The following is a 24923-nucleotide window of genomic DNA, read 5'->3' as shown; positions in this document are numbered from 1 at the left end:
CAGCATGGTCTCTTACGCACAAGGTATTGAGTCACTCAATCAGTCGCTGTCTGAATTACGTGATATCAATGTTTCTTTTGAATTTTTTCCGCCTAAAACGGAACAAATGGAACAAACACTTTGGAAATCGGTAGAGCGCCTTGCGCCTTTAAAACCAGCCTACATGTCTGTGACCTATGGGGCCAACAGTGGCGAGAGAGATCGCACCCATGACGTGGTTAAACGAATTCAAAATGAAACAGGTATTGCAGCGGTTCCACATTTAACCTGCGTAGATGCGGGTAAAGAGGAATTAATCCAAATTGCGAAAGATTACTGGCAGTCAGGCATAAGACGAATCGTAGCGCTAAGGGGCGATTTGCCGGCAGGTACTGAAAAAACTGAGATGTACGCTGCAGATTTAGTCAGCTTATTAAAAGATGTCGCCGATTTTGATATCTCTGTTGCGGCATACCCGGAAAAACACCCAGAAGCCCCTAATGCGCAGTTTGATTTGCTCAATTTAAAGCGTAAAGCGGAAGCTGGCGCGACCCAAGCGATTAGTCAATTCTTCTTCGATGCTGAGGTATTTCTGCGCTTTAGAGACCGTGCTGCCGCAGCGGGAATCGACCTAGACATTGTGCCAGGCATCTTACCGGTGACAAATTATCAAACACTGAAGCGATTCGCTGGGTTTACTAATGTACACGTGCCTAGCTGGTTACATAAAATGTATGATGGGTTGGAGCAAGACGATCAAACAACGCGAAACCTGCTAGGCGCAAGTATCGCAATGGATACGGTTAAAGTATTGGCCAAGGAAGGAATTCGTGATTTCCACTTCTACACTCTCAATAGAAGTGAGTTAAGCTACGCCATTTGTCATTTATTAGGTGTTCGAGCACAAAACGGATAAACTAGTGCGGTGATAAGTTAACGACGAGAGTGGCATGACGGAGCAAAACGGGTTTGCACAATTAAAAGCATTCTTAGGGCACGTTTACATAATAGTGCGCAATGTGCTCTACCACTGCCAAAAAGACAATATCGGTGTATCCGCAGGCCACCTGGCTTATGTGTCTTTACTTTCGTTGGTGCCCTTTATTGTCGTATTTTTTAGTATTCTATCTGCTTTTCCTGCATTTTCAGAAGTGCGAGCTCACTTAGAAGAGTTTGTTTTTAATAACTTCATTCCTACATCAGGTGACGTTTTACAGAAACATATGACGGAGTTCGTCGATAACGCCTCTAAAATGGGGGCGTTGAGCATCGCGTTTCTGGTGGTGGTAGCGTTAACCCTCATTTCTAATGTCGATAAAACCCTCAATAGAATTTGGCAAGCTAAAAGTGAGCGCCCAGCCATTTACACCTTTGCCATATACTGGATGGTACTGACTTTGGCTCCTTTGTTAATAGGTGTCAGTGTTCTGGTCAGTTCGTATTTGGTTGGTTTGGCAAATTACGCCGATGAATATACCCCTGGTTTTAGTACGCTGTTGTTAAAAGTCGTTCCTTTTATCACCTCGGTAGTGGCCTTTTTTATCCTGTATATGGTGGTGCCCAACAAACAAATCAGTTACAAACATGCGTTGTCCGGAGCAGTATTGGCCGCCGGCTTGTTTGAGTTATCTAAAAAAATGTTTTCCATGTACGTCGAAAACTTTCCTTCATACCAAGTGATCTATGGTGCGATTGCAGTTATTCCCATACTATTCGTTTGGGTATATTTAAGTTGGATATTGGTGCTAGTGGGCGCTGAATTCACCCGCGCACTTGAGCGAGTGATGCCAGAAGAAGATACAGGCGAAGAACGTAATTTAATGCCGACTGACGAAAATTCTGAATAGACTATCTAAGTGAGAAAGTAAAATTCAGGGATAAACAACAGTGTTTAGTCAGCATAATTAAAAAGGGGCAACAGCCCCTTCTATTATGATTGAATGCTGCTGATAAAGGTATTGCTTTGGGAAATAGCGGAATTCATTTCTTGAATCAATACATCAATATCTTTTTTGATAAGATTAAACTCACCTTGTAAAGCCCCAACAGCGTTGGCATTAAGGTTATGTTTCAAATAAAGAACGTTATCTTGCAACGCTGAAAGCACAGGTGGCATTTTTGATTCAGCTTTGCGCATCGCAGTAATCAAGGTTTTATAACGTCGCTGTGTTTCTCTTAATTGTCTTTCACTGTCGCGTTTTAACTTAGCATTGGAATACTTTTCAAGTTCTTCAGCCCACTCGTCAAATAACGCTTCAGCAACGCTCTCAACCTTGTCAATACGGTTGGTCACGTTATCCGCAGCATCTTTGCTTGCTTCATATTGACTGCTGAGGTCTTCATAAACGTCTTGTAATTCACCACCGTCATAATTAATTAATTGACTGAATTCATCCAAGGCGGATGCAAATTGCTCTTGTGCATCTTCTTGAGAATCTTTTGCGTCTTCGACACGATCAACTAAGATATCGCGTTTCTCAACACCAAGTTTTTCCCAAGCTGCATAATATGCACTTTGGCAACCAAAGAGCACTAGACTAAAAAATATGATGATTAGTTTGTTCATATTATGGGCCTTTGTATTTAGCAGCATCAATGATAGCCCAAATATAAGCTATCCCCGCTATGACTCCTGGAACGACTAAGAACCACAAGGCCGCGCCACCAAAAAACACTATGGCGAAAATAAGCGCCGCCAAAATTCTGCCCTGCACCAGTTGTCCTAATCCAGGAAAAAAGATATTACAAATTGCAGCAATCACATTACCGCCAGATCCTTGTCCCGCCATTTTTGCCTCCAAAATCGCGTTATTGTTAAATAGAAAACTTATATTTTATCAATTAAGTGCTAAATTAAAGCAAATGGATTCAATAAACAAACAAAAGCGGAATTTATGAGCCATATATATCCACCTATAAAAACCTATCATAGCGAAATGTTAGACGTAGGAGATGGGCATCAAATTTACCTTGAACAATCTGGTAACCCTGAGGGCTTGCCGGTTTTGTACCTTCATGGTGGACCAGGTGCAGGTCTATCAGCAATGTATCGAAGTTTTTTTAATCCCGAAATTTACCGAATCATTGGCTTTGACCAGCGAGGTTGTGGTCAGTCACTGCCCTTTGCAAAACTCGAAAACAATACCACAAAGCACCTGCTCGAAGACATTGAACTTATTCGTCAACATTTAGCTATCAAAAAGTGGATGCTTTGCGGTGGCTCTTGGGGCACTACTTTAGCTTTACTTAGTGCTATCGCTAAACCAGAGACAGTGACTGCAATTATTTTACGAGGCGTTTTTTTAGGGCGAAAACAAGATTTCGAATGGTTCATTGAAGCAAATGGCGGTGCCGCCCAACTCTTCCCCGATTATTACACCGAATTCGTAGAGTTGGTGAAGAACGGCCCCAAAAACATGTCGATAACCGACCGCTTCTACCAGATTTTCTTGCATGGAGATGAACTCAGCCGCGTGCATGCTGCAAAATCTTGGTGTATGTGGGAAGAACGTATATCAGTGTTGAATAGCTCCATAAAGGAACACGACTTTCATCAAAACTTGAGTCGCGCTGCCAGTTTAGCGCTGCTGGAATGTCATTATATTAAAAATAACTGCTTCATATCGGAAAACCAAATTTTACAGAATATTCATAAAATCGATGCCATTCCAGGTACCATAATCCATGGGCGTTTTGATATCGTATGTAAGATGGAGAACGCATATACTTTGAGTAAAACTTGGCGTGAAGGCCAGTTGCTAGTTGTACCTGAAGCCGGACACAGTGCATCTGACCCAAGAATAAGCGATGCAATTTGTCACGCAACCGATAGAATGGCTAAATTTTTGAAAGAGAAACAATCTTGATAGCACTAATTCAACGGGTAACCCAAGCCCATGTAGAAATTGACAATAATATTGTTGGCCAAATAGACAAGGGCATGATGTTGTTGTTAGGAGTCGAAAAGTCAGACAGCGAAGAAACAGTTAAAAAGCTTGCCAATAAGCTGATGAAATTAAGAATATTTAGTGATGCTGAGGGTAAAATGAACCTTAATATTCAGCAATTTGGCGGAGCCATGCTAGTCGTTTCACAATTTACCTTAGTGGCTGATACTAGCAAAGGCAATAGGCCTGGTTTTTCCGATGCGGCTCCTCCAGAACAGGGGAAACATTTGTATCAACAATTTGTTGAATATTGCCAACAACAAGGTGTTGAATGCCAGACAGGCCAGTTCGGTGCCGACATGAAAGTATCGCTTACAAACGATGGCCCCGTTACATTTCATCTTCAAATAAATTAACCTATCTATTGTGCGTCGTCTGCGATTGCGTTTTAATGATGAACATTTTTCGCGGGCTAATATCTGTATCAAGTGAAGAGTTGACTGCGTCATTGGTTAAAATATCTTGCTTGAACTGACCTGTAATAAAAGAGACGACTTATTGTATGTATAGAATAGAAACACCTAAAACGGAGCAACAACTTGAAGAGTATTTCCATTTCCGCTGGGAAATGTTGAGAGAGCCGTGGAATCATCCATTAGGTTCGGAGAAAGATGAATACGAACAAGTAGGTGAGCATCGAATGGTGGTTGATGGAAACGGTAAAGTCGTTGCCGTAGGCCGAGTTCATTTGAACATGTCTGAAGAGGCCCAAATCAGACACATTGCCGTTGCAAAAGAATGCCAAGGCAAAGGATTAGGCAAGCTGATCTATTCTGCTTTAGAGGAAGTGGCGCGTCAGCAAGGTGCAAAGCGCTTAGTAACCAACAGCCGCCGTATTTCCATTGAGTTCTTCGAAGCGTGTGGATTTGTGGTTGAAAAAGAAGCGCCAACTGAAATGGGAAAACTAAAACGTTCTCAAATGATCAAAAAGCTGTCCGATGTAAACCAGGTCATGTTGCACCCCAAATGGTGCCAAGAGCTTCAAAACACCTGGCATGAAACTATTCCAATTAGTGAGCAAATGGGAATACAGCTTTATCAATATAGCGGCAAAACCCTAGAGGTTCGTGCTTCGTTAAATAAAAACATTAATTTGCATGGCACTATGTTCGCCGGCAGTATTTTCTCGTTAGCCACATTAACGGGCTGGGGCATGATCCACTTAAAACTCAAAGAAAAAGCACTAGATGGAGAAATAGTGTTGGGAGACGGCGATATTCATTACCACAAACCCATTACCATGCAACCTAGAGCTTTATGCAATATTGAGTCCCTAGAAGGTAAACTCGATTTGCTAGAAAGAAAGAAAAAAGCCGCCGTGAAACTACAGGTAGATATATTAGATGGTGAATCACCGGTAGCTGAATTTAAAGGGGTCTTCTGGATATTGCCGAGTAAAAACACTGAATTAGAACAAAAAGACTGAGCAAATAAGCAGACACAAAAAAGCGCGAATAATTCGCGCTTTTAAAAACTGCATTCAACCAAAATTGAACTCGTTAATTATGCTGCCATTGCAGACTGCAACTTTTTCATTGCATTCTTTTCAATCTGACGCACACGTTCAGCAGAGACTTCGTATTTATCAGCCAAATCTTGAAGTGTTAGTTTGTCATCTGACAACCAACGGGTTTGAATGATATGTTGACTACGTTCGTCTAAGGTTTTAATTGCCGAATGCAGACGTTTAGAAGCATTAGTATCCCAATCGGAATTAATCACTTCATTTTCTACATCGGTGGTTTTGTCTTCTAAAAATTGAACAGGAGCAAAACTGCCACTCTCATCATCATCAGCAGACAAATCGAAGGCTTGGTCTTGGCTACTCATGCGAGCTTCCATTTGCAGTACTTCTTTAGTACTTACACCTAGCTCTTCAGCTACTTTCTGCACTTCAGCATGGGTAAACCAACCCAAACGTTTTTTGTTTTTACGCAGGTTAAAAAACAATTTACGCTGTGCTTTAGTCGTTGCAACTTTAACAATACGCCAATTTTTCAGTACGAATTCGTGAATTTCTGCTTTTATCCAATGTACAGCAAAGGAAACTAGTCTCACACCCACAGTTGGGTCGAAACGTTTTACTGCCTTCATCAGACCAATGTTACCTTCTTGAATAAGGTCAGCTTGGGGTAATCCATAGCCAGAGTAAGATTTAGCAATGTGTACAACAAAACGTAAATGAGACATCACCAGCTTACGCGCCGCTTCAATGTCTTCATCTCGTTGCAACCGTTCTGCTAGCTGTCGCTCTTCTTCCACAGTGAGCATCTCAATGCTGCTAACAGCTTGAATATAAGATTCAATGCTACCACTGTGAGGAACGCTTAATGCCATAGCTTGCATATTTGTGCTCATGTTCACCTCGTTATTCGTTACAGCCCAGTATTCTATCAACACATACGGGCAAAGCCAATTATCTATTACGTATATAGACCGTAAAAGGTCAAAAATAATTCACTTAAACTGAAAAAATTTGTCTATATCACAGACATCCAAGTTATATGGGGACGAAGAATCATATTTAAAGGTTTAATTTTAAATTAAAATAGATCAATATACTCGTCTAAAATTCGATCAAGATGAACAAGTATTAGGCAAGGATAAATGTTTTCATACATTGCACGACAAGCTATTTTTGACAAACAGTTGCATGTATTTGCTTATGAGTTACTTTTCCGTGATGGTGAAGATAACGCGATCCCTGATATTGAATCTAATGAAAAAACGGCAAAAATAATTGCAAATAGTCATTTCTCCCTAGGGATCGAAGAAATCACTGATGGTAAAGGGGCCTTTATCAATTTTCAAACGGATACCTTACTCTACCGATTCCCCACCATGCTAGAGCCACACACTGTAATCGTTGAGTTAGCGAGTAATACAGAGGTATCAAAAACATTAATAGAAGCCTGTAGACACATTAAGGGTTTAGGCTATAGGTTCGCCATTAGCGAATATGATTTTGACGCCAAATGGGACCCCTTACTGGCCATAATTAACTTCATTAAAATAGATGTATCCAACACTGATTTAACATTAGTTGAAAATAATAAATCACGTTTTGATCAAGGAAAAATCAAGCTAGTCGCAACCGAAGTTGAAAGTCAGACGTTGTTTACACGCTGTTCGGAACTGGGGTTCGATTTTTATCAAGGGTACTTTTTCGCTAAACCTGAAACCCACAGACAAAAAAACATACCGAGTGCTAAGCTTAATTTACTCGATTTAATGCGTGAAAGCGCTAACCAAGAATTCGACTTCGATAAAATACGTCAGATAGTTGAAAAAGACGTTGCCCTTTCCTTCATGCTATTGCGCTTCATAAACAACCCAATTATGAATAAACGGAATAAAATTAACTCCTTAAGTCATGCATTGAATTACATGGGTGAAGTAGAAATCAAGAAGTTTATCGCTTTGGTCGCTATCGCAAATTTGAGTGATGAAAAGCCAACCGAATTAATTCAGTTATCTTTGGTGCGTGCTAAGTTATGTGAACTTATTTCTTTGGCTAAACAAAATGCTGACAATCCGCCCAAAGGTTATCTGGTCGGTCTATTTTCGCTGTTAGATGCGCTGTTAGATCAGGATATGTCAAAATTACTTAGAAAATTACCACTAAGCGACGACTTAAACGATGCGCTAAATGGGGTAAATGGACAACTTAGAGATTATTTAGTGGTTGCTCGCGCATTTGAATATGGTGATTGGAAAGGTGTCAGTCATCATTCAACTAAACTTGAACTTGATCAAGACATGTTGCATAGTTTTTACAATGAGTCGATAAAATGGGCATCCGCTTTAGCGAGCTCAATTCGTCAATGATCAGATGATCAGAAATAACAAATTAGATTTTGTATCAATGGAATAATAGGGGCTTTAGATGTTCGCTTTTGTGGCTCGGCAACCAATTTTAGACAGGGATAAAGAAGTATTTGCCTATGAATTGTTCTTCAGGGACGGCAAAAATAACTGTTTTCCTGACAAACTTGTTGATCCCTCTCAACCTCAACCACAAAATCAATCAAATTTAAAATTAGCCTTAGACGATATTTCCTGTCAGAAAACGTCTTTTATCAATTTTACCAATGAAACTATTTTAAAAGGTCTACCAAATAGCCTGGATCCCAACACCGTGGTGGTGGAAGTATCAGAAGCGAGCGATGGCGAAGATTCAATCATTGAAGCCTGTCAAAATATCCGCAACATGGGCTTTCAAATAGCCCTAAATGAACCAAAATTAACCACTAGTAGCGAGTTATTGAGCTTAGTTGATATTGTTAAAATTGACACTTTCCAACACTCCTTTCCTAATATCGCGAAACAAATGCCGCGGTTTTCCCATGCCAACGTGAAAATGGTTGCAGATAATGTAGATACACTTCAAAACTTTATATCATTCAATGATTTAGGATTTGATTATTTTCAAGGTTATTTCTTTTCGAAGCCGCTTAATATTAACCAAGCCCCTTTGCCTGTAAACAAATTGTCACTGGTCGAATTAATCGGCGAAACGGCCAATGAAAGTTTTGGTATTGATCGCATAAATGAAATTATTGAAAGAGATGTGGGGTTGTCATACATGTTGTTGCGATTCATCAACAACCCAATGATTAATAAACGTTTTAAAATCACGTCTTTGAAACATGCTTTAAACTACATGGGTGAAGTTGAGATTAAAAAATTCATCGCTTTGCTGGCATTAGCAAATCTTGCTGATGATAAGCCGATGGAGTTACTGCATATGTCTCTGGTGCGAGCCAAGTTCTGTGATTTAATTGCAAAGCACCGCAAAGTTGGAGATAACCCACCCACTGGATTCATGGCTGGATTATTTTCCTTATTAGACGCTTTGTTAGATCAAGACATGCAGGAACTCGTCACGAAAATGCCCATTGTAGATGAAGTGAAATTTGCATTGTGCGGCGGAAAAAACGATTTTTACCTGTACATTTTATTGGCCAGAGCATTCGAAAGTGCAACTTGGATGAAAGTCAGAAAAATCTCTGAAGTACTGGAAATTGAGCAAAAATACTTACATCACATGTTCAATCAAGCCGTTTTATGGGGCAATACTATTCGCCAGTCCATCTCTCCCCATTATCCCAAAGCAATCGCTTAGATAGTATAGAGCCATAATAGCTTTAACTATGTGACTAAGGGCCGAAAAAACCGCTAAACCTATTTTGGTTCGATACTTCTGACATGTTTTTGGACGGAAATCATTGAACCAGCTAAACCTAAAAAGATCGATACACCAAGCATAACGAGCAGAGAAGTCAGGTCTAAGCCAGTCAGGTCGAAATTCTTGTCATACTGCGCAGTCAATGCATCAATGCTTCCTCCCATCCACCAAAGCAAGAGAATGACTGCAAACCAAGCCATTAACCCTCCCAATAAGCCATACCACATTCCTGTGTACATAAATGGACGGTGAATGAAGCCATCGGTAGCACCTACCAGTTTCATGACCAAGATTTCATCCCGTCGACTTAGAATATTGAGACGAATGGTGTTGCCTATAATTAACACCACCGCAAGGAATAGCAGAAGGGCAACTGCGTAGATAAGTTCTTTAGCAATAGATAAAAAACCATGTAAGCGCTCCAACCATTTAATATCGAGCTTACCCACCTCTACATGGCGTTCTCGATTCAGTTTGTCTAGTAACTGTTTTGCCGCCAATGGCGATGTATTTTGCGAAGTAGGATTAACTAAAATAACATCAGGCAATGGATTTTCATCCAAATAGTTTAATGCTTCACCCAAGCCACTTTGTTGCTGAAACTCAATCAACCCTTGGTCTGCTGGAATATAAGTCACAGAATCTATTTCTGACCACAGACCAAGCCGTGTAACCAATTGATTGGCATCTTTAGATTGCGTTCCTTTACGCAGAAATAGTGTTATTTCAGAAGCCTGTTGCCAATTTTCAGCAATCGACTCTGCATTTTTAACTAAAATATAAAAAGTACTAGGCAATGTGATACTTAAACCAAGCACACCTACTGTCATCATTGATGCTAAAGGCGCTCGCCATAATTCACCTAAACTACCCAATGCTTGTCTAACGTGACTGACAAAAAACATGTTAATACGTTGCAGCATGCCAATTTTTGACGAATAAGCCCCCTGAGGTCGACCTTTAAACAGAATACTCATTAAAAATCGTACTCCTTAGTCTCTTCATTGTCCCATTCTTCACTCAAACCATCGGTGATCATTTGCCCTTGTTTCAAAGTTAAGGAACGATATTTCATTCTAGCTATTAAGCCTAAATCATGGGTCGCAATAAAAACGGACACCCCAGCTTGATTAAAATCTTCGAACAAACGAATGATTTCCATGGATAACTTAGGATCTAAATTACCTGTAGGCTCATCCGCCAACAACAATGGTGGTTTATTCACTACCGCTCTGGCAATCCCAACACGTTGTTGTTCTCCCCCTGAGAGCATCAATGGGAAGCTTCTAATTTTGTCACGCAAGCCTACCATTTCCAGGGCGGCATGCACTCGTTTGGTTGTTTCTTTGTGGGAATAACCTTCAATGACAAGGGGCAATGCAACATTATCAAAGACCGTTTTATCCAGCAGTAATTGATGACTTTGAAAGATCATTCCGATGTCTCGACGAATGTAGGCAATTTGTCGCCGATGTATGGTATTTAGATCATGGCCATTGATAAGTACTCGTCCCACAGTTGGGCGTTCCATGATGCTAATGAGTTTCAACAGAGTACTTTTACCCGCACCTGAATGGCCGGTCAAGAATGCCATTTCACCCGGCTCAACATGAAAGCTAACTTTACGTAAAGCTTGCTGTCCGCCCGGATAGGTTTTACTTACCTGTTCAAACTTGATCACGATATTACCTACACTTAACTTTCGTTATCTTGAAATAGCGCTTCTACAAACTGTTGACTTTCAAATGGACGAAGATCATCAATTCCTTCACCTACCCCAATATAACGAATAGGTACGTCAAACTTGTCGGCGAGTGCGAATATGACGCCACCTTTAGCGGTGCCATCTAACTTCGTCAACGTAATCCCACTTAGTCCTACTGCTTCATGGAATAGTTTAGTTTGGCTAATCGCATTTTGTCCGGTTCCCGCATCGATAGTAAGCATAATTTCATGGGGTGCTTGGGGATTGATCTTTTTCATCACCCGCACCACTTTTTTGAGCTCTTCCATCAAATGATCTTTATTCTGTAGTCGACCAGCAGTATCAGCAATCAAAATATCCATATTTTTGGCTTTAGCTGATTGCAACGCATCAAAAATGACCGAAGCACTGTCTGAGCCAGTTTGTTGTGCAACGACAGGAATATTATTACGTTCACCCCAAACTTGAAGTTGCTCAACGGCTGCGGCTCGGAAGGTATCTCCAGCGGCCAACATCACTTTTTTACCTTGTTGTTGGAATTGCTTTGCTAGTTTGCCAATGGTTGTGGTTTTACCCACCCCGTTAACACCCACCATAAGAATCACAAAAGGTCCGTCCGTCCCATCAATATCAAGTGGCTCACTGGCTTGTCCTAAGATATCCGACATTTGCTGTTTCAAAAGTTGATATAAGGCTTCGCCATCTTTGAGTTGTGAACGATTGGCACTTTCCGTCAATTCGTTAATAATTTTAGTGGTTGTATCCATACCTAAATCGGCAACTAACAGCTGAGTTTCAAGCTCTTCGAATAAGTCGTCATCAATGGTTTTGCCTTTAAACAAACTAACAAAACCACTGCCTAAATTTTGCTTAGTTCGTGATAGCCCACGTTTTAGCTTGCTGAAGAAGCCCTCTGGCTCTGGCTCTGGCTCTGGCTCTGGCTCTGGCTCTGGCTCTGGCTCTGGCTCTGGCTCTGGCTCTGGCTCTGGCTCTGGCTCTGGCTCTACAGCAGTTTGTAGCGGTGGGGGCAAATCGTCAACGGGTTTAGACGACTTAATGTTGTCATTGTCGACACGATTAGGAGTCTCAATTTCCCCCTCCGCAGCAGTGCTTGAAGTCTCATTAGGTACGGTTTCTTTAATCAGCTCTTCTGGCGTTTCCGACACGGAGGATTCTTGCGTCTCAACGTCTTTCTCATTGATATCCTGCAGCGCCTCATCTTGTTCGACGGACGGTGTTGATTTTTCATCTTTATCTTTATTGAACCAGCGGAAAAATTTAGACATGCTTAAGTTAATTCTCTTGATAATGTGAGTCTGCGAAATTGTCTTTCTAAGCAACAACAACCGACTTATATATAGTTTCTTGATAGCGACCTGACTTTTCACAAAGTGTGCATGCAGAAAAGTGCTTAAAGGTATACACTATCGTCCAATTTTGACAATCATAGCATTTCTTGGATTCATGAAGCGAGGCGTAAAAAAGCAAAATGCCATCACTGGCTCAATCAGGGTGATAAGTGGCAAGTGGCGAGGCAGAAAGTTAGCTGTTTTAGAGGCACAAGGTTTGCGTCCTACAACGGATCGGATGAAAGAAACCTTATTCAACTGGTTAATGCCCTACGTGCATGAAAGTCGTTGTTTAGATATGTTTGCAGGCAGCGGTAGCCTTGGCTTTGAAGCCCTTTCAAGACATGCAACTAGTGCAACCTTTATCGAATTAGATAAAATGGCTGCGAAGGTGATTAGCAGCAACCTTGAAAGGTTACAGGTATCCGAACAACAGACTCAGGTTATTCAGGGTAATAGTCTTGAGGTATGTAATCGCTTATCTGACAATTTCGATCTGATTTTTATCGATCCGCCCTTTAATGCTGGATTAGTCCCCAAGGCAATCGATGCCATTAGCATAAATAATTTAGCGACTACCGACAGCATTATTTACATCGAGTGTGAAACTCAAAACCAAGGATACTCAGTTCCAGAAAATTGGCAGTGTATCAAAGAAAAATCTACCCAAAGTGTGTCGAGTAAACTCTTTAAAGTGAATTAATTTCTAAACCAATATTTGACACACCTTCGCTTGTTGCCATTTCCCTAAGTAGTTTCACGCTCTTCGCCCCTTCAGGCAAGTCGCTGATTTGCTCTAATAATTCATTCTGAAATGCCACTTCCCACTGCATTAGAGGATGCTCTTTTATTTCTTGAGAGCTCAATGATTGTTCAGATACCAGTTCAACAAAAGCTTCTACACTACCTTGGGATAACTTCGATACTATGACAGCACCTTGAGGTTCATCATTGGTGATTAAAGAGATAATAGCCGCCAATGAAATGGCCGCATCAATAGCGGGATACACCCCAAAGCTATCGTGTTCCGCGGCATCAGGGGTCACATTCTCAATTTTTTCTAACTGTAAAGTGAAGTTGATTTTTGAGCCAGTGCGAGACAGCCACTGCCATATCGCTTCCATAGACTTATGGAATTGCCCTTCATCGTCGAACTCTGCCGTTTCACAAAACAATTGAAAGTTTGGCTTCATCCGCTCAGCTAGTGTTGCTGCGTAAGCAACTGCATGCCAGCCAGTTAACTCTCGAACTTTTTGAAATGTATTTAATTTAGCGCTCAATTCGTCACTCCAATTGAAAAGTAATTACCGACGCCATCGAGAAACATTTGTATCGACAACATAATAAGTATCATGCCCATTAAACGCTCTATGGCAATCAAGCCTCGTTCTCCAAGAATCTTAAAAAATACACCGGAAAACAATAAAATACTTGCCGACACAGCCCAAGCTGAAAAAAGCGCTAACGACCAATCAAACATTCTTAAGGGGTCCTGATTAGCCAGTAATATTAAAGCAGCCAACAGTGAGGGACCAGCTATCATCGGGATAGCTAAAGGAACAATAAAAGGTTCTTGCTCACCAACATCGTCGTCGTGGCAACCTTTGTTCGGAAAAATCATGCGAATTGCAATCAAAAATAAAATGATACCGCCAGCAATACTCACAGCTTGTTGTTTCACATTTAAGAAATCGAGTACAGCCTGCCCACTGAATAAAAAGATGAACATAATTAGCAATGATAAAATCAATTCTCGTGCTAATACTTTGCGACGCCGCTTGGGTTCTATCGATTTCAGGATGGACATAAATATAGGTAAATTTCCTAACGGATCCATGATAAGAAACAACATTACCGCAGCAGACCAAATATCCATTATACCTCCAAAAATCTCAAATTCGCGGCATTGTAAACCTATTTAGAGTTTATCCATAATCGAATATAAAACTATTGTAACTCCTTTGCCTAGTTAGCCTCTAATTCTGGAAAATTGCAAACAGCCAATCCCTTCAACAGACTCCCAAAGGCAATCCCGCCCACTTTGTATTACTTTTGTATATTTAAACAATGGATTGAAGTATCCATTTACAGCAGAATTGAGAACAAAACCTTAATGGCAGGATTAATAACATCTAACCCTAGATTCAGAATTGAATGGTAAAGCGGTTCAGCATAGTAGTGAACCGCTAGCAAGAGTAGAAATTGTCTTTTATGCCTCTAATAGAGCTTGCGCAATACCCCTGATGCCGATACCACTGCCCCCAGCGGGCATGTGACTGGTACCGCTACCATTATATGCAGCGGCTAAATCAACATGTATCCATCCTTTACCTTGGTTACCCACGAAACGAGATAGGAAACCTGCTGCATTTGACGCGCCGCCTGCACCTCCTCCTTTTTGTGCCCGACTGTTTGCTGTATCGGCGAACGGCGAAGGACATTTATCTTGATGCCAGAGTTCTAAGGGAAGCGGCCAAACTGGCTCATTTTGTTTTTCGGATTGAATAATAAATTGTTGTAGGGCAGGTTTATCTAGTGAAAAAACCGCATTGTAGTCACCACCGGTAGCTGCAACAGCTGCGCCAGTAAGAGTAGCCGCATCAATAATTAAAGGAGCATTGGTTTCACTAGCCGCCATTAAGCCATCGGCCAATACCAATCGCCCTTCTGCATCGGTATTCACAATTTCAACTGTCACGCCGTTTTTATAAGTTAAAATGTCACCGAGTTTGTATGCATGACCACTGACTAGGTTCTCAGCACAACACAAGAATAATTTAACTCGCTTGTTCAAACCTTGCATGATGGCAAGTCCCAGAGCACCTGTAACGGTCGCTGCGCCGCCCATATCGCACTTCATACTCAACATGCCTTCACTACTTTTCATGCTGTAACCGCCACTATCAAAGGTGATACCTTTACCTACAAGGGCTGCAGCCACTTCAGCATTTTCGTCTTCAGATGGGTTGTAGTCTACTTCTAACAATACCGGGGGACGTTCACTGCCCCTGCCAACGTTATAAATTCCTACCCAGCCAGCATCTGCTAGTTCTTCACCTACACAATATTTAACAGATACATGATCACCAGCCAGCTCAGTTAACCAGTCAACACTGCGTTTTGCCAACTCTTGTGGTGACAGTTGCTCCGGGGTTTCATTAATTAGGTCACGGGTGAAGCATAAAGCGGCATAACGTTGCTCTAAACTTTTCTTATCAGCACTGTCTAGCCAGGTAATTTTCCCTGCGTTTCGCGCTCGACGATAACTAGAAGCTAACGACCATTGTTGTTCTTCGCTCCACTCTCCACTAAAGGTGATACCTGCTAAATTCATCCCATCCAACTTACGGCCTACCACTGCGATTTTGGATAATTGCGTATCGATAGCATCGCCAGTGCTCAAGTGAATTGTCGCCTTACCAGCATCAAAACTCACAAGGGCATTCTCCCCCCATTGTGCAGGTGCTGTTTGATAACTGAGTTCGACTAAAAGATGTGACATACTGGTTTCCTTTTTCTTTGGCATCCGATACAGATTTCACTTAGTATCAGAGAAGTTTGCGCAGTCTAAAGCGCATGGTATGAGAGGTAATATGCTGTTCCCTAATCCACTTATCAAGGGCAAACTAATAAAACGCTACAAACGGTTCTTAGCCGATGTAGAACTTTCAGATGGTTCAATCGTCACGGCTCATTGTCCAAATACAGGTGCAATGACAGGTTGCGGCGACCCTGGTTTTGAAGTGTGGCTAAGTCCAGCTAACAATCCTAAGCGAAAACTTGCCTATACCTGGGAGCTAAGCAAGAACCAGCAAGGTGATTGGATTGGCGTGAATACCCAAAATGCGAATAAGTTGGTAGCGGAAGCTCTTGCCCTCTCCAAAATAGAAGAATTAGCAAAGTACCAAGACTATAAAGCAGAGGTAAAATATGGAGAAGAAAATAGCAGAATAGATTTTATGTTAACCTCCGATAATCTGCCCGATTGTTATGTTGAAGTAAAATCCGTTACCTTACTAAGGGGTGGGCAGGGATATTTCCCTGATGCAAAAACCCAACGCGGTAGTAAACATTTACGCGAATTAAGTGGAATTGCAAAAGCCGGAAAACATGCGGTTTTATTATTTTGCAGTCAACATACCGGGATTAAAAATATCCGCATTGCTGAGGATATAGATCCAGAATATTCGGCGACTTTACAAGCAGCAATTGATGCGGGGGTACAAATTATCGCCTATGGCTGTAAAATGTCTGAACAAAAAGTGCAATTAAATCAAAAGCTAAGTTTCAATCTGTAAAAAAAAGGTTGATTTTTTATTTAAGGAGTCTATGTTTGCGAGTCGTAAAAAACGGCACATCGTTTTTTATTCAATAAAATTGGTATCTACTAAGCCAATTTTACCGCTTTTAAAGCGTAACAGTTACATATATTCGACCGAGCCTAATTTGCTAGGATAATAGCAATCTGCTATATATCCTCATTCGCTAAACAACGTTTGTGTCGTAGTGTAGGAGAATTGGCACATGCCATCTGGAAAAGAAAAAAGTTTAGGATTAATAGCACTAGCTGGTCTAACTCCTTATCAGGAAAAAGACGGCGAAGAGTATATGAACGATGCTCAACTCGAGCATTTCCGTAAAATATTGTCAGCATGGCGCTCTCAACTTCGTGAGGAAGTAGATCGTACTGTTCACCATATGCAGGATGAAGCGGCTAATTTCCCAGATCCAGTAGATCGTGCTGCTCAAGAAGAAGAGTTCAGCTTAGAGCTTCGTACTCGTGACCGTGAACGCAAGTTAATTAAGAAGATTGAAAAAACCTTAAAACGAATCGAAGAAGACGATTTTGGTTTTTGCGATACATGCGGCATTGAGATTGGTGTAAGGCGTTTAGAAGCTCGCCCCACCGCTGATTTATGTATTGATTGTAAGACCCTAGCTGAAATTAAAGAAAAACAGCTGCAAGGTTAATTTTTTTAAGATAATTCAAAAGCCGCTAACTTGCGGCTTTTGTCGTTTCTAGGGCGTTAACTTTAAGTTGCTGATTATTTATGAACCAAACTAGTTATGTCGGCAGGTTTGCACCAAGTCCTTCTGGGCCTCTGCATATGGGTTCACTCGTCACGGCCATTGGCAGTTTTTTACAAGCCAAAGTAAATAATGGCAAGTGGCTACTGCGTATTGACGATATTGATCCGCCTAGAATTCAAGCTGGCGCGATTGAAAATATTCAGGCCACGTTAATTGCCCATGGCTTGTTTTGGGATAGCGACGCTATTTTTCAAAGCCAAAATAAGCTGAATTACGACACTATATTAAGCCAACTCCATAGCCAAAATTTGCTTTACCCATGTGAATGTACTCGTGGGCAAATTAAGGCTAAAGGTGAATTCTATACTGGCACCTGCAGAGACAAAGCCCAGGTCAAGCCACCTTTTTCCTTACGTATAAAAAATCAATTTGAAATTTCCCAGATTAACGACCGCCGGTTAGGGACACTCAAAGTCAATAACCAAGCAACCCAAGAAGATTTTATTGTGAAGCGCAAGGACGGTTTGTATGCATACCATCTCGCATCAGTGGCGGATGATATTCAGATGGGTATTACTGAAATTGTTAGGGGAGAGGATTTAATTACTGCAACGGCATGTCAATGGGCGTTATTTAAGACCTTAGGTAAGCCTGTACCAGGATGTTTGCATTTACCCCTAGTGACGTTTTCAGATGGGCGTAAATACAGCAAACAAAACCATGCGCCGAGTTTAGATTTAGGCAGGCCCGCGAAAAACCTTACTGAGGCTTTGGCTTATCTTAATTTAACCTTACCGAAGTCACTTCAAAGTAATCAACAGGTAGACGAAATTCTGGCTTGGGCGACCCAAGCTTGGACTGATTCATTGTCTAGGGTTAGAAAATAATCATCATTGCTAAGTCGACGTTATTTCCTAGCTATGACATAACTATGTTTGTATCGCTAAAACGAAACGGCCCTTAAACTGAAAAGAACGTTTCAAAATGTGGCGGGATTCTGCATTGTTTGCAAAGCAAAACAGGGATAATTTGTCACTGCCTGGTGCAGATGACACAAAATTAGCCATAACTTGCTATAGCAACAGATAGAAAATACTTTTCATCCAGTATATCATTGCGCGCCAATTAAAATAATTTGTGTTATCAGGAGCCAACGCATCATTTCTCGAGTGATCAAAAAGGTCAAAAACGCTTTGACAAAAAACACGGAAGAATATCATTCGGATTTACTCAATCCGAAGGTTATCACTCGCGCTGAGCATGGCATTTCTAGAAAAGGCATCAGTGACAACGCTTTAAAAGTTTTGTATCGCTTAAATGGTGCTGGATTCGATGCTTATTTAGTCGGCGGCTGTGTCCGCGATCTGATTTTGGGATTACAACCCAAAGACTTCGATGTTGTTACCAATGCCACTCCTGATGAAGTAAAAGCCCTGTTTAGAAATTGTCGATTAATCGGTCGTCGCTTTCGCTTAGCCCATGTGGTTTTTGGTCGAGAAATCATTGAAGTGGCCACCTTTAGAGGTCATCACCAAAACAGCACCGATGAAAAAGGTAAAAAAGCTGCCGAAGTACTCGGTAAACAAAGTCAAGAAGGTCAAATTCTTAGAGATAATGTTTTTGGTAGCATTGAAGAAGATGCCGAGCGCCGTGACTTTACGGTCAATGCCATGTATTACCGGGTAACCGATTTTACGGTGACAGACTTTGCCAACGGGATGCAAGCGATTAAAGACAAACGTCTAGAGCTAATTGGTGATCCTGAAACCCGTTATCGTGAAGACCCGGTGAGAATGTTACGGGCGGTGCGCTTTGCTGCCAAACTGAATATGCAAATCAGTCCAAAATCTGCCGAAGCAATACATCAATTGGGTAGTTTATTAAACAATATTCCCCCTGCCCGCCTGTTCGAGGAAGTCATTAAACTGTTTATTTCTGGGCAAGGGTTAAGAACCTTTGAATTAATGCAGGAATATGATCTTATTCAACCGCTTTTTCCACAGCTAGCGCCCCTGTTGAAAAGCAATGACAGCCGGGAAATTCAGTTTATTAGCAAGATGCTAATGAACACGGATAATCGTATTAATACCGGTCAAAGAGTCACTCCGGCATTTATGTATGCCGCATTTCTGTGGTACCCAATTGAAGAGCACTGTCAAAAACTCATGGACGAAGCCGGCTTGAATCATTTCGATGCATTTAATATCGCCGTTAACGACGTCCTGCACAGACAAATACAACGCATTATGATCCCCAAACGCTTTTCCAGCATGATGCGAGAAATCTGGTTATTGCAATTACGCTTGCCAAAGAGATTTGGGCGCAGAGCTTATCAAATGCTGGAACATGCTCGTTTTCGTGCAGCCTATGATTTCCTGCTCATCCGTGGTCAAATTGAGGGTGGAAAACTGCTTGAGCTAGCGGATTGGTGGACTGAATTTCAAGAGGTTTCTCCAGAACAACGCAAACAAATGCTAACTAAGCTTAGGGAAGCGGAAGGCGGCCCAGCTCGTCGTTCTCGCCGTCGCCCGAAAAGAAAGAAACCCAGCGCTTCCTAATGCACCCCGTAACTAGCTACATAGGTTTGGGCAGTAATTTGGCCAAGCCTGACCAGCAATTGCAAGAGGCGTTGCGGGCAATTCACGAACTGAAAGACACTCATGTAACAGAATGTTCTAGTTTTTATGCAAGCAAACCTATGGGTCCCCAAGATCAGCCAGATTATGTGAATGCCGTTGTCGAAATAGCCACAAAGCTGTCTGCCGAAGACTTACTCTCACAATTACAGGCAATTGAACAGACCCATGGACGCCAACGAAAATCCGAACGTTGGGGGCCTAGAACCTTAGATTTAGATATTATTTTGTACGGCAATGAGCAAATCCAAAGCAACGATTTGGTTGTGCCCCATTACGGAATGAAAACACGAGAGTTTGTACTTTATCCGTTACGTGAGATAGCCCCTGAACTCGTGTTACCATGTGGCGATTCTTTAGTTTCTGTATTAAAAAGTGTCCCTAAAAATGGCCTTGAAGTGATCAGAAAGGATGTGACTTGGAAATAAATAAAAGTGAGCAAGCTTCTAACTTTGTTGCACTTTTCAGTTAGCAGAAGGTGATTAATATGACTAAGAAAGTAACTACGTCAACCTTGTTTAAAATGAAACAAGATAAACAAAAAATTACAGCGCTAACAGCTTATGACGCTAGCTTCGCCAAGCTATTTGATGAGCAAGGGATTGATGTGATTTTAATTGGTGATTCTTTAGGAATGGTGCTGCAAGGTTGCGATGACACCTTATCCGTTACAATAGAAGATATCGCCTATCATACCGCATCTGTTCGCAAAGGCACCGAACGCGCTTTTGTCATCGCCGATATGCCTTTTATGAGCTACGCCACACCAGAGCAAACATATACTAACGCAGCTAAGCTGATGGCAGCGGGTGCGAGTATGGTGAAAGTTGAAGGCGGTGATTGGCTACTCGAGTCGATTAAAGGCCTCAATTTACGCGGCGTGCCCGTGTGCGGGCATTTAGGACTTACTCCCCAGTCTGTTCACGTTTTTGGTGGCTTCAAAGTCCAGGGTCGCGAAGACTTACAAGCAGAACAACTTTTTGAACAAGCGGAGGCCTTGGCTCATGCTGGTGTGCAATTGCTAGTTTTAGAGTGTGTCCCATCCTCTTTAGCTGAAAAAATTAGCAAGGCAATTAATATTCCTGTCATTGGTATAGGCGCAGGCGTACATACCGACGGACAAATCTTAGTCATGCATGACATGTTTGGTGTGAGTGCCAATTATATGCCTAAATTTTCTAAAAACTATTTGGAAATCACAGGGGATATGCGCGAAGCTGTAAAATCCTATATTGAAGAAGTTCAAAATGGCGTCTTCCCTAGCCCCGAGCATAGCTTTAACTAATCGCTAAGAATACACAGGACAAATTATGCAACAAATTAGTGATATAACTCCCTTAAGAGAAATACGTAGGAAGTGGCAAAACGATGGTAAAACCATTGCTTTTGTACCTACCATGGGGAATTTACATAAAGGACATTTACACCTAGTTGAGCAAGCAAAAGAACACGCAGACATTGTAGTGGTCTCAATTTTTGTGAATCCTTTGCAATTCGGACCTGATGAAGATTTAGCCTCTTATCCTCGCACCATGGAGCAGGATATGGCGGCATTGGAAGCCTTGGGTGTGGATGTTCTTTTCACCCCAAAAGCGGATGATATATACTCCCGGGGATTGGAAAAGCAAACCTTTGTAGAAGTACCAGGGGTATCCTATATGATTTGTGGTGCGAGTCGCCCTGGGCATTTTCGTGGAGTAGCCACCATAGTATGTAAATTATTTAATATGGTGCAGCCGAATATGGCTTTTTTTGGTGAAAAGGACTTTCAGCAATTACAAGTTATCAAAGCCATGGTGACAGATTTATCAATGAACCTGCAAATCTTTGGTGTGCCTACGGTGCGAGAGCATGACGGCTTAGCCATGTCGTCACGAAATAACTATTTAACTGAGTCTGAACGACAAAAAGCGCCCGCTTTGTATAGTTGCTTACAGAAATTGAGTGAAAACATTCAGTTGGGGCGACGAGATTTCAGTCGTTTAATTCATCAATCAACTGAAGAGTTAGCCGAAGCAGGTTTCACCGTCGATTATATCGACATTCGTTCAGTAGAATCCTTGTTAAGCCCGGGACATGAAGAAACAGAGTTAGTAATTTTAGGCGCCGCATTCTTAGGCAAAACCCGTTTGATTGATAATATTCAGGTAACCCTAGAATAGCTTAGTGCTAACCAACTGATCGTTTGGAATCCAGTAGAGCTTGATCCTCAAGCTCTTTCCAAACTTTAGTGCCTTTGGCAATCTGCACCTGTTCTTGCAAAATATTTTTCAAATCTTGATCCGTTGTTAATGGATTAGCGAGCACAACCCGAAATACAGTAAGTAACCTTGAACCATAATTTTCAACGGTTAAACGGGTTCTAGACACAAAAGATTTACCGGCTTCACGCTGTTGCTTCTGAACAGCGACATTTAACCTATCTAGCATTTCACTCTCTATTTCACCCTGTGCGTCAGTGTGAGGGGGCTTTACACGATAGGTAAGCAGTGACAAGGTTGGCGCTGTGATGAGTTCAAAATACTCATGTTGGTCTAATAGGGAAGCAAAACGTTGAGCTTTCTCGATACTTTGATCGATGAGCAATTCGTATCCTTCACGACCAAATATGTTAAATGCGGAATACACCATCATTGCCATACCATTTCGGGAACCTTCTAAGGTTGTCGCCCCGAGATCTTTAGAGCCAGCACGCAATATGTATTGCGCATGATGTCGCACAGCGTTGCTGTCTTGCGGATTTTTGAATACCACTACACCTGCGCCCATGGGAACATACATTTGCTTGTGGGCGTCAAGGGTCACCGAATCTGCTCTATGGATACCCTTGAGTTTAACTTTATTGCGGTTAGAAAATAAGGTAGCGCCTCCCCAAGCCGCATCAACATGGAAATGGCATTGTAATTCTTTAGCAACATCAGCCAGTTCATCTAGGGGATCAACATGACCTGTTTCTGTGGTACCTGCAATCCCCACAATGGCTAATAACTTATTGCCCTGACGTTCAAATTCCTGTCCTGTTGCTAAGGCTTTTTCGGGAGATAAGCGCTGGTTTAAACTATCCACTGTCAGCATTTGCTCACGTCCTAAACCTAAAACATCAACGGCTTTAGATAGAGAATAATGTCCTCGTTTAGAAGATAGTATGCCCATATTGGCATAGCCGTAATGTTTTAATCCTGCGGCTAAGCCTTGTTTCGCAACACCTCGAAAGCTTCCGTTCGGAGCCAAAGCTTTATTTCGGGCCACCCATAGGGCGGTAATATTTGCAATGGTTCCACCAGAGCAAAACGCCCCCAAAGAGTGTTTCGCACTGTGTAAGTGAGTTTGATAAAAGGCACTGGACTCACTGTAAACCAGTTCATGTAACATTCCGACAACTTGACGTTCTAGGGGCGTAAAGGCTTTTGAAGTCTCAATTTTGACTAAGTTTTGATTCAAGCCTACTAGCAGTTTTGCTAGGGGTAGATGGAAATAGGGTAATGCTGATGTCATATGCCCAATGAAGGTGGGTGCATAGGTATTAACCGAGTTGGCAACGACTTTTTCTAGTAGCATTTCTGCGTGTGCAGAAACAAACTCTGGAGATTCGGGTACTTTGTATTCTTGAAAATTTTGCTCAATATCTTCCAGAGATTTAGCTGTGGTCACAACATGTTGCGATAGAAAATCCGACAGATTATCTGACAAATGCTCTTCTATTTGCGCAAGTTTGGAATCTTTACCCTCTGGCATGGTAAATACCCGGAACATGTGTTCCAAACTGGCTGTCGCTTTAACCACTCGTTGTAACCCCTTGTGAAAACTTTCAGACGCGGACTTTAGCGCAAATCCGTCATATCGCCAAATTTTAAAACGAACTAAGTTAATAAAAAATACAGTTTTTTAACAAATCGCCAGAAGTTTCATTTTCTGAACTGAAAAAGTGATGCTATTGTTGTAAATCTGAGCAAAGATAAATTATGACTTAAAAATAAACGGACGCTCAGAGGACATAATGCTGTAACGAGGACACTTATGCACATTAAAGAAGTCACGGATAATTTTAGTCTGGATAGAATCGTTCCTTTTTTTCAACCCATAATGGATATATCTCATGAAACGGTTTGGCGTTTTGAGTGTCTTGCCAGATTAGTGACGCCTGACGAGCAAACCTTTGTGCCAAGTGAATTCTTGCATATCATCGAACAACAAGCCTGTATTTCGCAATTAACGGAAACAATTTTAAATCGTAGTGCTAATTATTTTAGAGATCTTAATGCTGCCTGGAACATCAATATCAATGAACAAGATATGTTAAATCCAGACTTAATCCAAACCTTGGCGGAAGCCCTTCATGATTACCCGAATCCTAAACGGATTGGATTAGAATTGACGGCTGCGGTAGTACTTGAGAATGTGGATAGCTTTGAGACCTTCGCCGCTCAATGTCGTGATTTAAATATTGCTATTTATATCGACCATTTTGGCGCTACACCTAGCAATATCAATAGTATCTTAAGCCTCCCCGTCAACGGTATAAAAATAGCCGGTGGGTTAATATCTCAGTTAATGGAAAATCAGCAAACCTACGAATTTGTTGAACATTTTACTAATTTAGCGAAACAAAAAGAAATTAGTGTTGTGGCCGTACATGTGGAAGATTGGGCAACCTTGGAAAAATTAAAAGAATTGGGGATTCAGTATGCCCAAGGCTATTACTTTAGTATGCCAAAACCCAACCTTTAAGTCCTTATTCAACCACCTCCACAAAAATACTCCATGTAGCATGGTCTTTAGGCCATGGGTTTGTCGGGAATTGTCGCGGAGCGGTAGCATGGTCTTCAGGCCATGGGGCATTTCCTCGGGGCTAAAGCACCCGCCTACAGGAAACCGATATGTATGTAACATGGTCTTTAGACCATGGGTTTATCGGGAATTGTCGCGGGGCGGTAGCATGGTCTTCAGGCCATGAGGCATTTCCGCGGGGCTAAAGCCTGAGGGATCCCCACAAATAAAGAAGATAAGTGCCTGTAATTGCGTTATTTTGTTTCTACCAAAAAATAAAAAAACACCAAAACAGGCACCTAAGATGACATTATTGAATAT

The 24923-nt window shown here is 41.6% G+C and carries 27 protein-coding genes; 16 read left to right on the top strand and 11 right to left on the bottom strand.

Going from position 1 to position 24923, the window contains the following annotated elements; translation table 11 throughout:
- Positions 1-4: 4 nt before the first annotated feature.
- Together metF and ACYVIL_RS08875 are read left to right on the top strand one after the other, a co-directional pair.
- On the top strand, positions 5-895 hold the full coding sequence (gene metF, locus ACYVIL_RS08880; protein WP_303471595.1) for a methylenetetrahydrofolate reductase: 891 nt from the start codon (positions 5-7) through the stop codon (positions 893-895).
- A gap of 34 nt (positions 896-929) precedes the next feature.
- Positions 930-1826 carry a virulence factor BrkB family protein gene (locus ACYVIL_RS08875; protein WP_460312235.1) on the top strand — a complete coding sequence of 299 codons (897 nt, stop codon included), beginning with the start codon at positions 930-932 and terminating at the stop codon, positions 1824-1826.
- Between the two features lie 83 nt (positions 1827-1909).
- Here ACYVIL_RS08875 and ACYVIL_RS08870 read toward each other — a convergent pair whose 3' ends face one another.
- Both ACYVIL_RS08870 and ACYVIL_RS08865 read right to left on the bottom strand, forming a co-directional pair.
- A complete protein-coding gene (locus ACYVIL_RS08870; RefSeq protein WP_303471600.1) occupies positions 1910-2545 on the bottom strand; it encodes a DUF2959 domain-containing protein in 636 nt (211 codons plus the stop codon).
- Between the two features lies 1 nt (position 2546).
- Positions 2547-2768, bottom strand: coding sequence for a hypothetical protein (locus ACYVIL_RS08865; protein WP_303471603.1), 222 nt, complete (start codon positions 2766-2768; stop codon positions 2547-2549).
- A 105-nt stretch (positions 2769-2873) separates the two neighbouring features.
- Here ACYVIL_RS08865 and pip point away from each other — a divergent pair, with 105 nt between their 5' ends.
- From pip to ACYVIL_RS08850, 3 genes are all read left to right on the top strand, one after another.
- Positions 2874-3845, top strand: a complete 972-nt coding sequence (gene pip, locus ACYVIL_RS08860; protein WP_460312234.1) for a prolyl aminopeptidase — start codon at positions 2874-2876, stop codon at positions 3843-3845.
- Positions 3842-4282: a D-aminoacyl-tRNA deacylase gene (gene dtd / locus ACYVIL_RS08855; RefSeq protein ID WP_460312233.1), complete on the top strand. Its 441-nt coding sequence runs from the start codon at positions 3842-3844 to the stop codon at positions 4280-4282. The genes pip and dtd overlap by 4 nt, the downstream gene beginning before the upstream one ends.
- A 146-nt stretch (positions 4283-4428) precedes the next feature.
- Positions 4429-5352, top strand: coding sequence for a bifunctional GNAT family N-acetyltransferase/hotdog fold thioesterase (locus ACYVIL_RS08850; RefSeq protein ID WP_303471611.1), 924 nt, complete (start codon positions 4429-4431; stop codon positions 5350-5352).
- A 77-nt stretch (positions 5353-5429) separates the two neighbouring features.
- Here ACYVIL_RS08850 and rpoH read toward each other — a convergent pair whose 3' ends face one another.
- Positions 5430-6284, bottom strand: a complete 855-nt coding sequence (gene rpoH, locus ACYVIL_RS08845; RefSeq protein ID WP_303471613.1) for an RNA polymerase sigma factor RpoH — start codon at positions 6282-6284, stop codon at positions 5430-5432.
- 249 nt (positions 6285-6533) lie between these two features.
- Between rpoH and ACYVIL_RS08840 the strand changes: the two genes are divergently transcribed.
- Both ACYVIL_RS08840 and ACYVIL_RS08835 read left to right on the top strand, forming a co-directional pair.
- Complete coding sequence (locus ACYVIL_RS08840; RefSeq protein ID WP_460312232.1) at positions 6534-7754, top strand: EAL and HDOD domain-containing protein; 1221 nt, start codon at positions 6534-6536, stop codon at positions 7752-7754.
- Between the two features lie 58 nt (positions 7755-7812).
- Positions 7813-9051 carry an EAL and HDOD domain-containing protein gene (locus ACYVIL_RS08835; protein WP_460312231.1) on the top strand — a complete coding sequence of 413 codons (1239 nt, stop codon included), beginning with the start codon at positions 7813-7815 and terminating at the stop codon, positions 9049-9051.
- A gap of 59 nt (positions 9052-9110) precedes the next feature.
- Here ACYVIL_RS08835 and ftsX read toward each other — a convergent pair whose 3' ends face one another.
- From ftsX to ftsY, 3 genes are read right to left on the bottom strand one after another with little or no spacing between them, the layout of a single operon-like run.
- Positions 9111-10091, bottom strand: coding sequence for a permease-like cell division protein FtsX (gene ftsX / locus ACYVIL_RS08830; protein WP_460312230.1), 981 nt, complete (start codon positions 10089-10091; stop codon positions 9111-9113).
- Positions 10091-10795, bottom strand: a complete 705-nt coding sequence (gene ftsE, locus ACYVIL_RS08825; protein ID WP_303471624.1) for a cell division ATP-binding protein FtsE — start codon at positions 10793-10795, stop codon at positions 10091-10093. The genes ftsX and ftsE overlap by 1 nt, the downstream gene beginning before the upstream one ends.
- A 14-nt stretch (positions 10796-10809) precedes the next feature.
- A complete protein-coding gene (gene ftsY, locus ACYVIL_RS08820) occupies positions 10810-12105 on the bottom strand; it encodes a signal recognition particle-docking protein FtsY (RefSeq protein ID WP_460312229.1) in 1296 nt (431 codons plus the stop codon).
- A gap of 178 nt (positions 12106-12283) precedes the next feature.
- Here ftsY and rsmD point away from each other — a divergent pair, with 178 nt between their 5' ends.
- The gene (gene rsmD / locus ACYVIL_RS08815) at positions 12284-12871 is read left to right on the top strand and encodes a 16S rRNA (guanine(966)-N(2))-methyltransferase RsmD (RefSeq protein ID WP_303471629.1); all 588 of its coding nucleotides are present in this window, start codon (positions 12284-12286) and stop codon (positions 12869-12871) included.
- Here rsmD and ACYVIL_RS08810 read toward each other — a convergent pair.
- The 3 genes from ACYVIL_RS08810 to pepB form a co-directional block, all read right to left on the bottom strand.
- Positions 12858-13448 carry a YjaG family protein gene (locus tag ACYVIL_RS08810; RefSeq protein WP_303471631.1) on the bottom strand — a complete coding sequence of 197 codons (591 nt, stop codon included), beginning with the start codon at positions 13446-13448 and terminating at the stop codon, positions 12858-12860. The genes rsmD and ACYVIL_RS08810 overlap by 14 nt on opposite strands.
- Entirely contained in the window at positions 13445-14044 is a 600-nt protein-coding gene (locus ACYVIL_RS08805) for a YhgN family NAAT transporter (RefSeq protein ID WP_460312228.1), read from the bottom strand. Before ACYVIL_RS08805 ends, ACYVIL_RS08810 begins: the two co-directional genes overlap by 4 nt.
- 333 nt (positions 14045-14377) lie before the next feature.
- Positions 14378-15670: an aminopeptidase PepB gene (gene pepB / locus ACYVIL_RS08800; RefSeq protein ID WP_460312227.1), complete on the bottom strand. Its 1293-nt coding sequence runs from the start codon at positions 15668-15670 to the stop codon at positions 14378-14380.
- 91 nt (positions 15671-15761) lie between these two features.
- On the opposite strand from pepB, the gene sfsA reads away from it, so the two are divergent.
- From sfsA to panC, 7 genes are all read left to right on the top strand, one after another.
- Positions 15762-16466 carry a DNA/RNA nuclease SfsA gene (sfsA, locus tag ACYVIL_RS08795; RefSeq protein WP_460312265.1) on the top strand — a complete coding sequence of 235 codons (705 nt, stop codon included), beginning with the start codon at positions 15762-15764 and terminating at the stop codon, positions 16464-16466.
- Between the two features lie 226 nt (positions 16467-16692).
- Positions 16693-17139: an RNA polymerase-binding protein DksA gene (gene dksA / locus ACYVIL_RS08790; protein ID WP_303471639.1), complete on the top strand. Its 447-nt coding sequence runs from the start codon at positions 16693-16695 to the stop codon at positions 17137-17139.
- A gap of 80 nt (positions 17140-17219) precedes the next feature.
- A complete protein-coding gene (gene gluQRS, locus ACYVIL_RS08785; RefSeq protein WP_460312226.1) occupies positions 17220-18086 on the top strand; it encodes a tRNA glutamyl-Q(34) synthetase GluQRS in 867 nt (288 codons plus the stop codon).
- A gap of 357 nt (positions 18087-18443) precedes the next feature.
- A complete protein-coding gene (gene pcnB / locus ACYVIL_RS08780; RefSeq protein WP_303471684.1) occupies positions 18444-19757 on the top strand; it encodes a polynucleotide adenylyltransferase PcnB in 1314 nt (437 codons plus the stop codon).
- A complete protein-coding gene (gene folK / locus ACYVIL_RS08775) occupies positions 19757-20263 on the top strand; it encodes a 2-amino-4-hydroxy-6-hydroxymethyldihydropteridine diphosphokinase (RefSeq protein WP_460312225.1) in 507 nt (168 codons plus the stop codon). Before pcnB ends, folK begins: the two co-directional genes overlap by 1 nt.
- 59 nt (positions 20264-20322) lie before the next feature.
- Complete coding sequence (gene panB, locus ACYVIL_RS08770) at positions 20323-21120, top strand: 3-methyl-2-oxobutanoate hydroxymethyltransferase (protein WP_460312224.1); 798 nt, start codon at positions 20323-20325, stop codon at positions 21118-21120.
- Positions 21121-21145: 25 nt separating this feature from the next.
- Complete coding sequence (gene panC / locus ACYVIL_RS08765; RefSeq protein ID WP_460312223.1) at positions 21146-21997, top strand: pantoate--beta-alanine ligase; 852 nt, start codon at positions 21146-21148, stop codon at positions 21995-21997.
- Positions 21998-22004: 7 nt separating this feature from the next.
- Here the strand turns inward: panC and panP are convergent, their stop codons facing one another.
- The gene (gene panP / locus ACYVIL_RS08760) at positions 22005-23618 is read right to left on the bottom strand and encodes a pyridoxal-dependent aspartate 1-decarboxylase PanP (RefSeq protein ID WP_460312222.1); all 1614 of its coding nucleotides are present in this window, start codon (positions 23616-23618) and stop codon (positions 22005-22007) included.
- A 234-nt stretch (positions 23619-23852) separates the two neighbouring features.
- On the opposite strand from panP, the gene ACYVIL_RS08755 reads away from it, so the two are divergent.
- Positions 23853-24563, top strand: a complete 711-nt coding sequence (locus ACYVIL_RS08755) for an EAL domain-containing protein (protein ID WP_303471654.1) — start codon at positions 23853-23855, stop codon at positions 24561-24563.
- 180 nt (positions 24564-24743) lie between these two features.
- Here the strand turns inward: ACYVIL_RS08755 and ACYVIL_RS08750 are convergent.
- Positions 24744-24923, bottom strand: a 180-nt coding sequence (locus ACYVIL_RS08750; RefSeq protein WP_460312221.1) for a hypothetical protein, incomplete at its 5' end; no start/stop codon positions are given.

It is taken from the genome of Aliiglaciecola aliphaticivorans (genome assembly GCF_054782055.1).
The sequence above is the reverse complement of the archived record's forward strand: the minus strand, read 5'-3'. Positions and strand labels throughout refer to the sequence as shown.

Bases quoted from the DNA above. Each gene is read 5' to 3' on its own strand.
- metF (WP_303471595.1), top strand. From the start codon at position 5: ATGGTCTCTTACGCACAAGGTATTGAGTCACTCAATCAGTCGCTGTCT.
- ACYVIL_RS08875 (WP_460312235.1), top strand. From the start codon at position 930: ATGACGGAGCAAAACGGGTTTGCACAATTAAAAGCATTCTTAGGGCAC.
- ACYVIL_RS08870 (WP_303471600.1), bottom strand. From the start codon at position 2,545: ATGAACAAACTAATCATCATATTTTTTAGTCTAGTGCTCTTTGGTTGC.
- ACYVIL_RS08865 (WP_303471603.1), bottom strand. From the start codon at position 2,768: ATGGCGGGACAAGGATCTGGCGGTAATGTGATTGCTGCAATTTGTAAT.
- pip (WP_460312234.1), top strand. From the start codon at position 2,874: ATGAGCCATATATATCCACCTATAAAAACCTATCATAGCGAAATGTTA.
- ACYVIL_RS08850 (WP_303471611.1), top strand. From the start codon at position 4,429: ATGTATAGAATAGAAACACCTAAAACGGAGCAACAACTTGAAGAGTAT.
- rpoH (WP_303471613.1), bottom strand. From the start codon at position 6,284: ATGAGCACAAATATGCAAGCTATGGCATTAAGCGTTCCTCACAGTGGT.
- ACYVIL_RS08840 (WP_460312232.1), top strand. From the start codon at position 6,534: ATGTTTTCATACATTGCACGACAAGCTATTTTTGACAAACAGTTGCAT.
- ACYVIL_RS08835 (WP_460312231.1), top strand. From the start codon at position 7,813: ATGTTCGCTTTTGTGGCTCGGCAACCAATTTTAGACAGGGATAAAGAA.
- ftsX (WP_460312230.1), bottom strand. From the start codon at position 10,091: ATGAGTATTCTGTTTAAAGGTCGACCTCAGGGGGCTTATTCGTCAAAA.
- ftsY (WP_460312229.1), bottom strand. From the start codon at position 12,105: ATGTCTAAATTTTTCCGCTGGTTCAATAAAGATAAAGATGAAAAATCA.
- rsmD (WP_303471629.1), top strand. From the start codon at position 12,284: ATGAAGCGAGGCGTAAAAAAGCAAAATGCCATCACTGGCTCAATCAGG.
- ACYVIL_RS08805 (WP_460312228.1), bottom strand. From the start codon at position 14,044: ATGGATATTTGGTCTGCTGCGGTAATGTTGTTTCTTATCATGGATCCG.
- pepB (WP_460312227.1), bottom strand. From the start codon at position 15,670: ATGTCACATCTTTTAGTCGAACTCAGTTATCAAACAGCACCTGCACAA.
- sfsA (WP_460312265.1), top strand. From the start codon at position 15,762: ATGCTGTTCCCTAATCCACTTATCAAGGGCAAACTAATAAAACGCTAC.
- dksA (WP_303471639.1), top strand. From the start codon at position 16,693: ATGCCATCTGGAAAAGAAAAAAGTTTAGGATTAATAGCACTAGCTGGT.
- gluQRS (WP_460312226.1), top strand. From the start codon at position 17,220: ATGAACCAAACTAGTTATGTCGGCAGGTTTGCACCAAGTCCTTCTGGG.
- folK (WP_460312225.1), top strand. From the start codon at position 19,757: ATGCACCCCGTAACTAGCTACATAGGTTTGGGCAGTAATTTGGCCAAG.
- panB (WP_460312224.1), top strand. From the start codon at position 20,323: ATGACTAAGAAAGTAACTACGTCAACCTTGTTTAAAATGAAACAAGAT.
- panC (WP_460312223.1), top strand. From the start codon at position 21,146: ATGCAACAAATTAGTGATATAACTCCCTTAAGAGAAATACGTAGGAAG.
- ACYVIL_RS08755 (WP_303471654.1), top strand. From the start codon at position 23,853: ATGCACATTAAAGAAGTCACGGATAATTTTAGTCTGGATAGAATCGTT.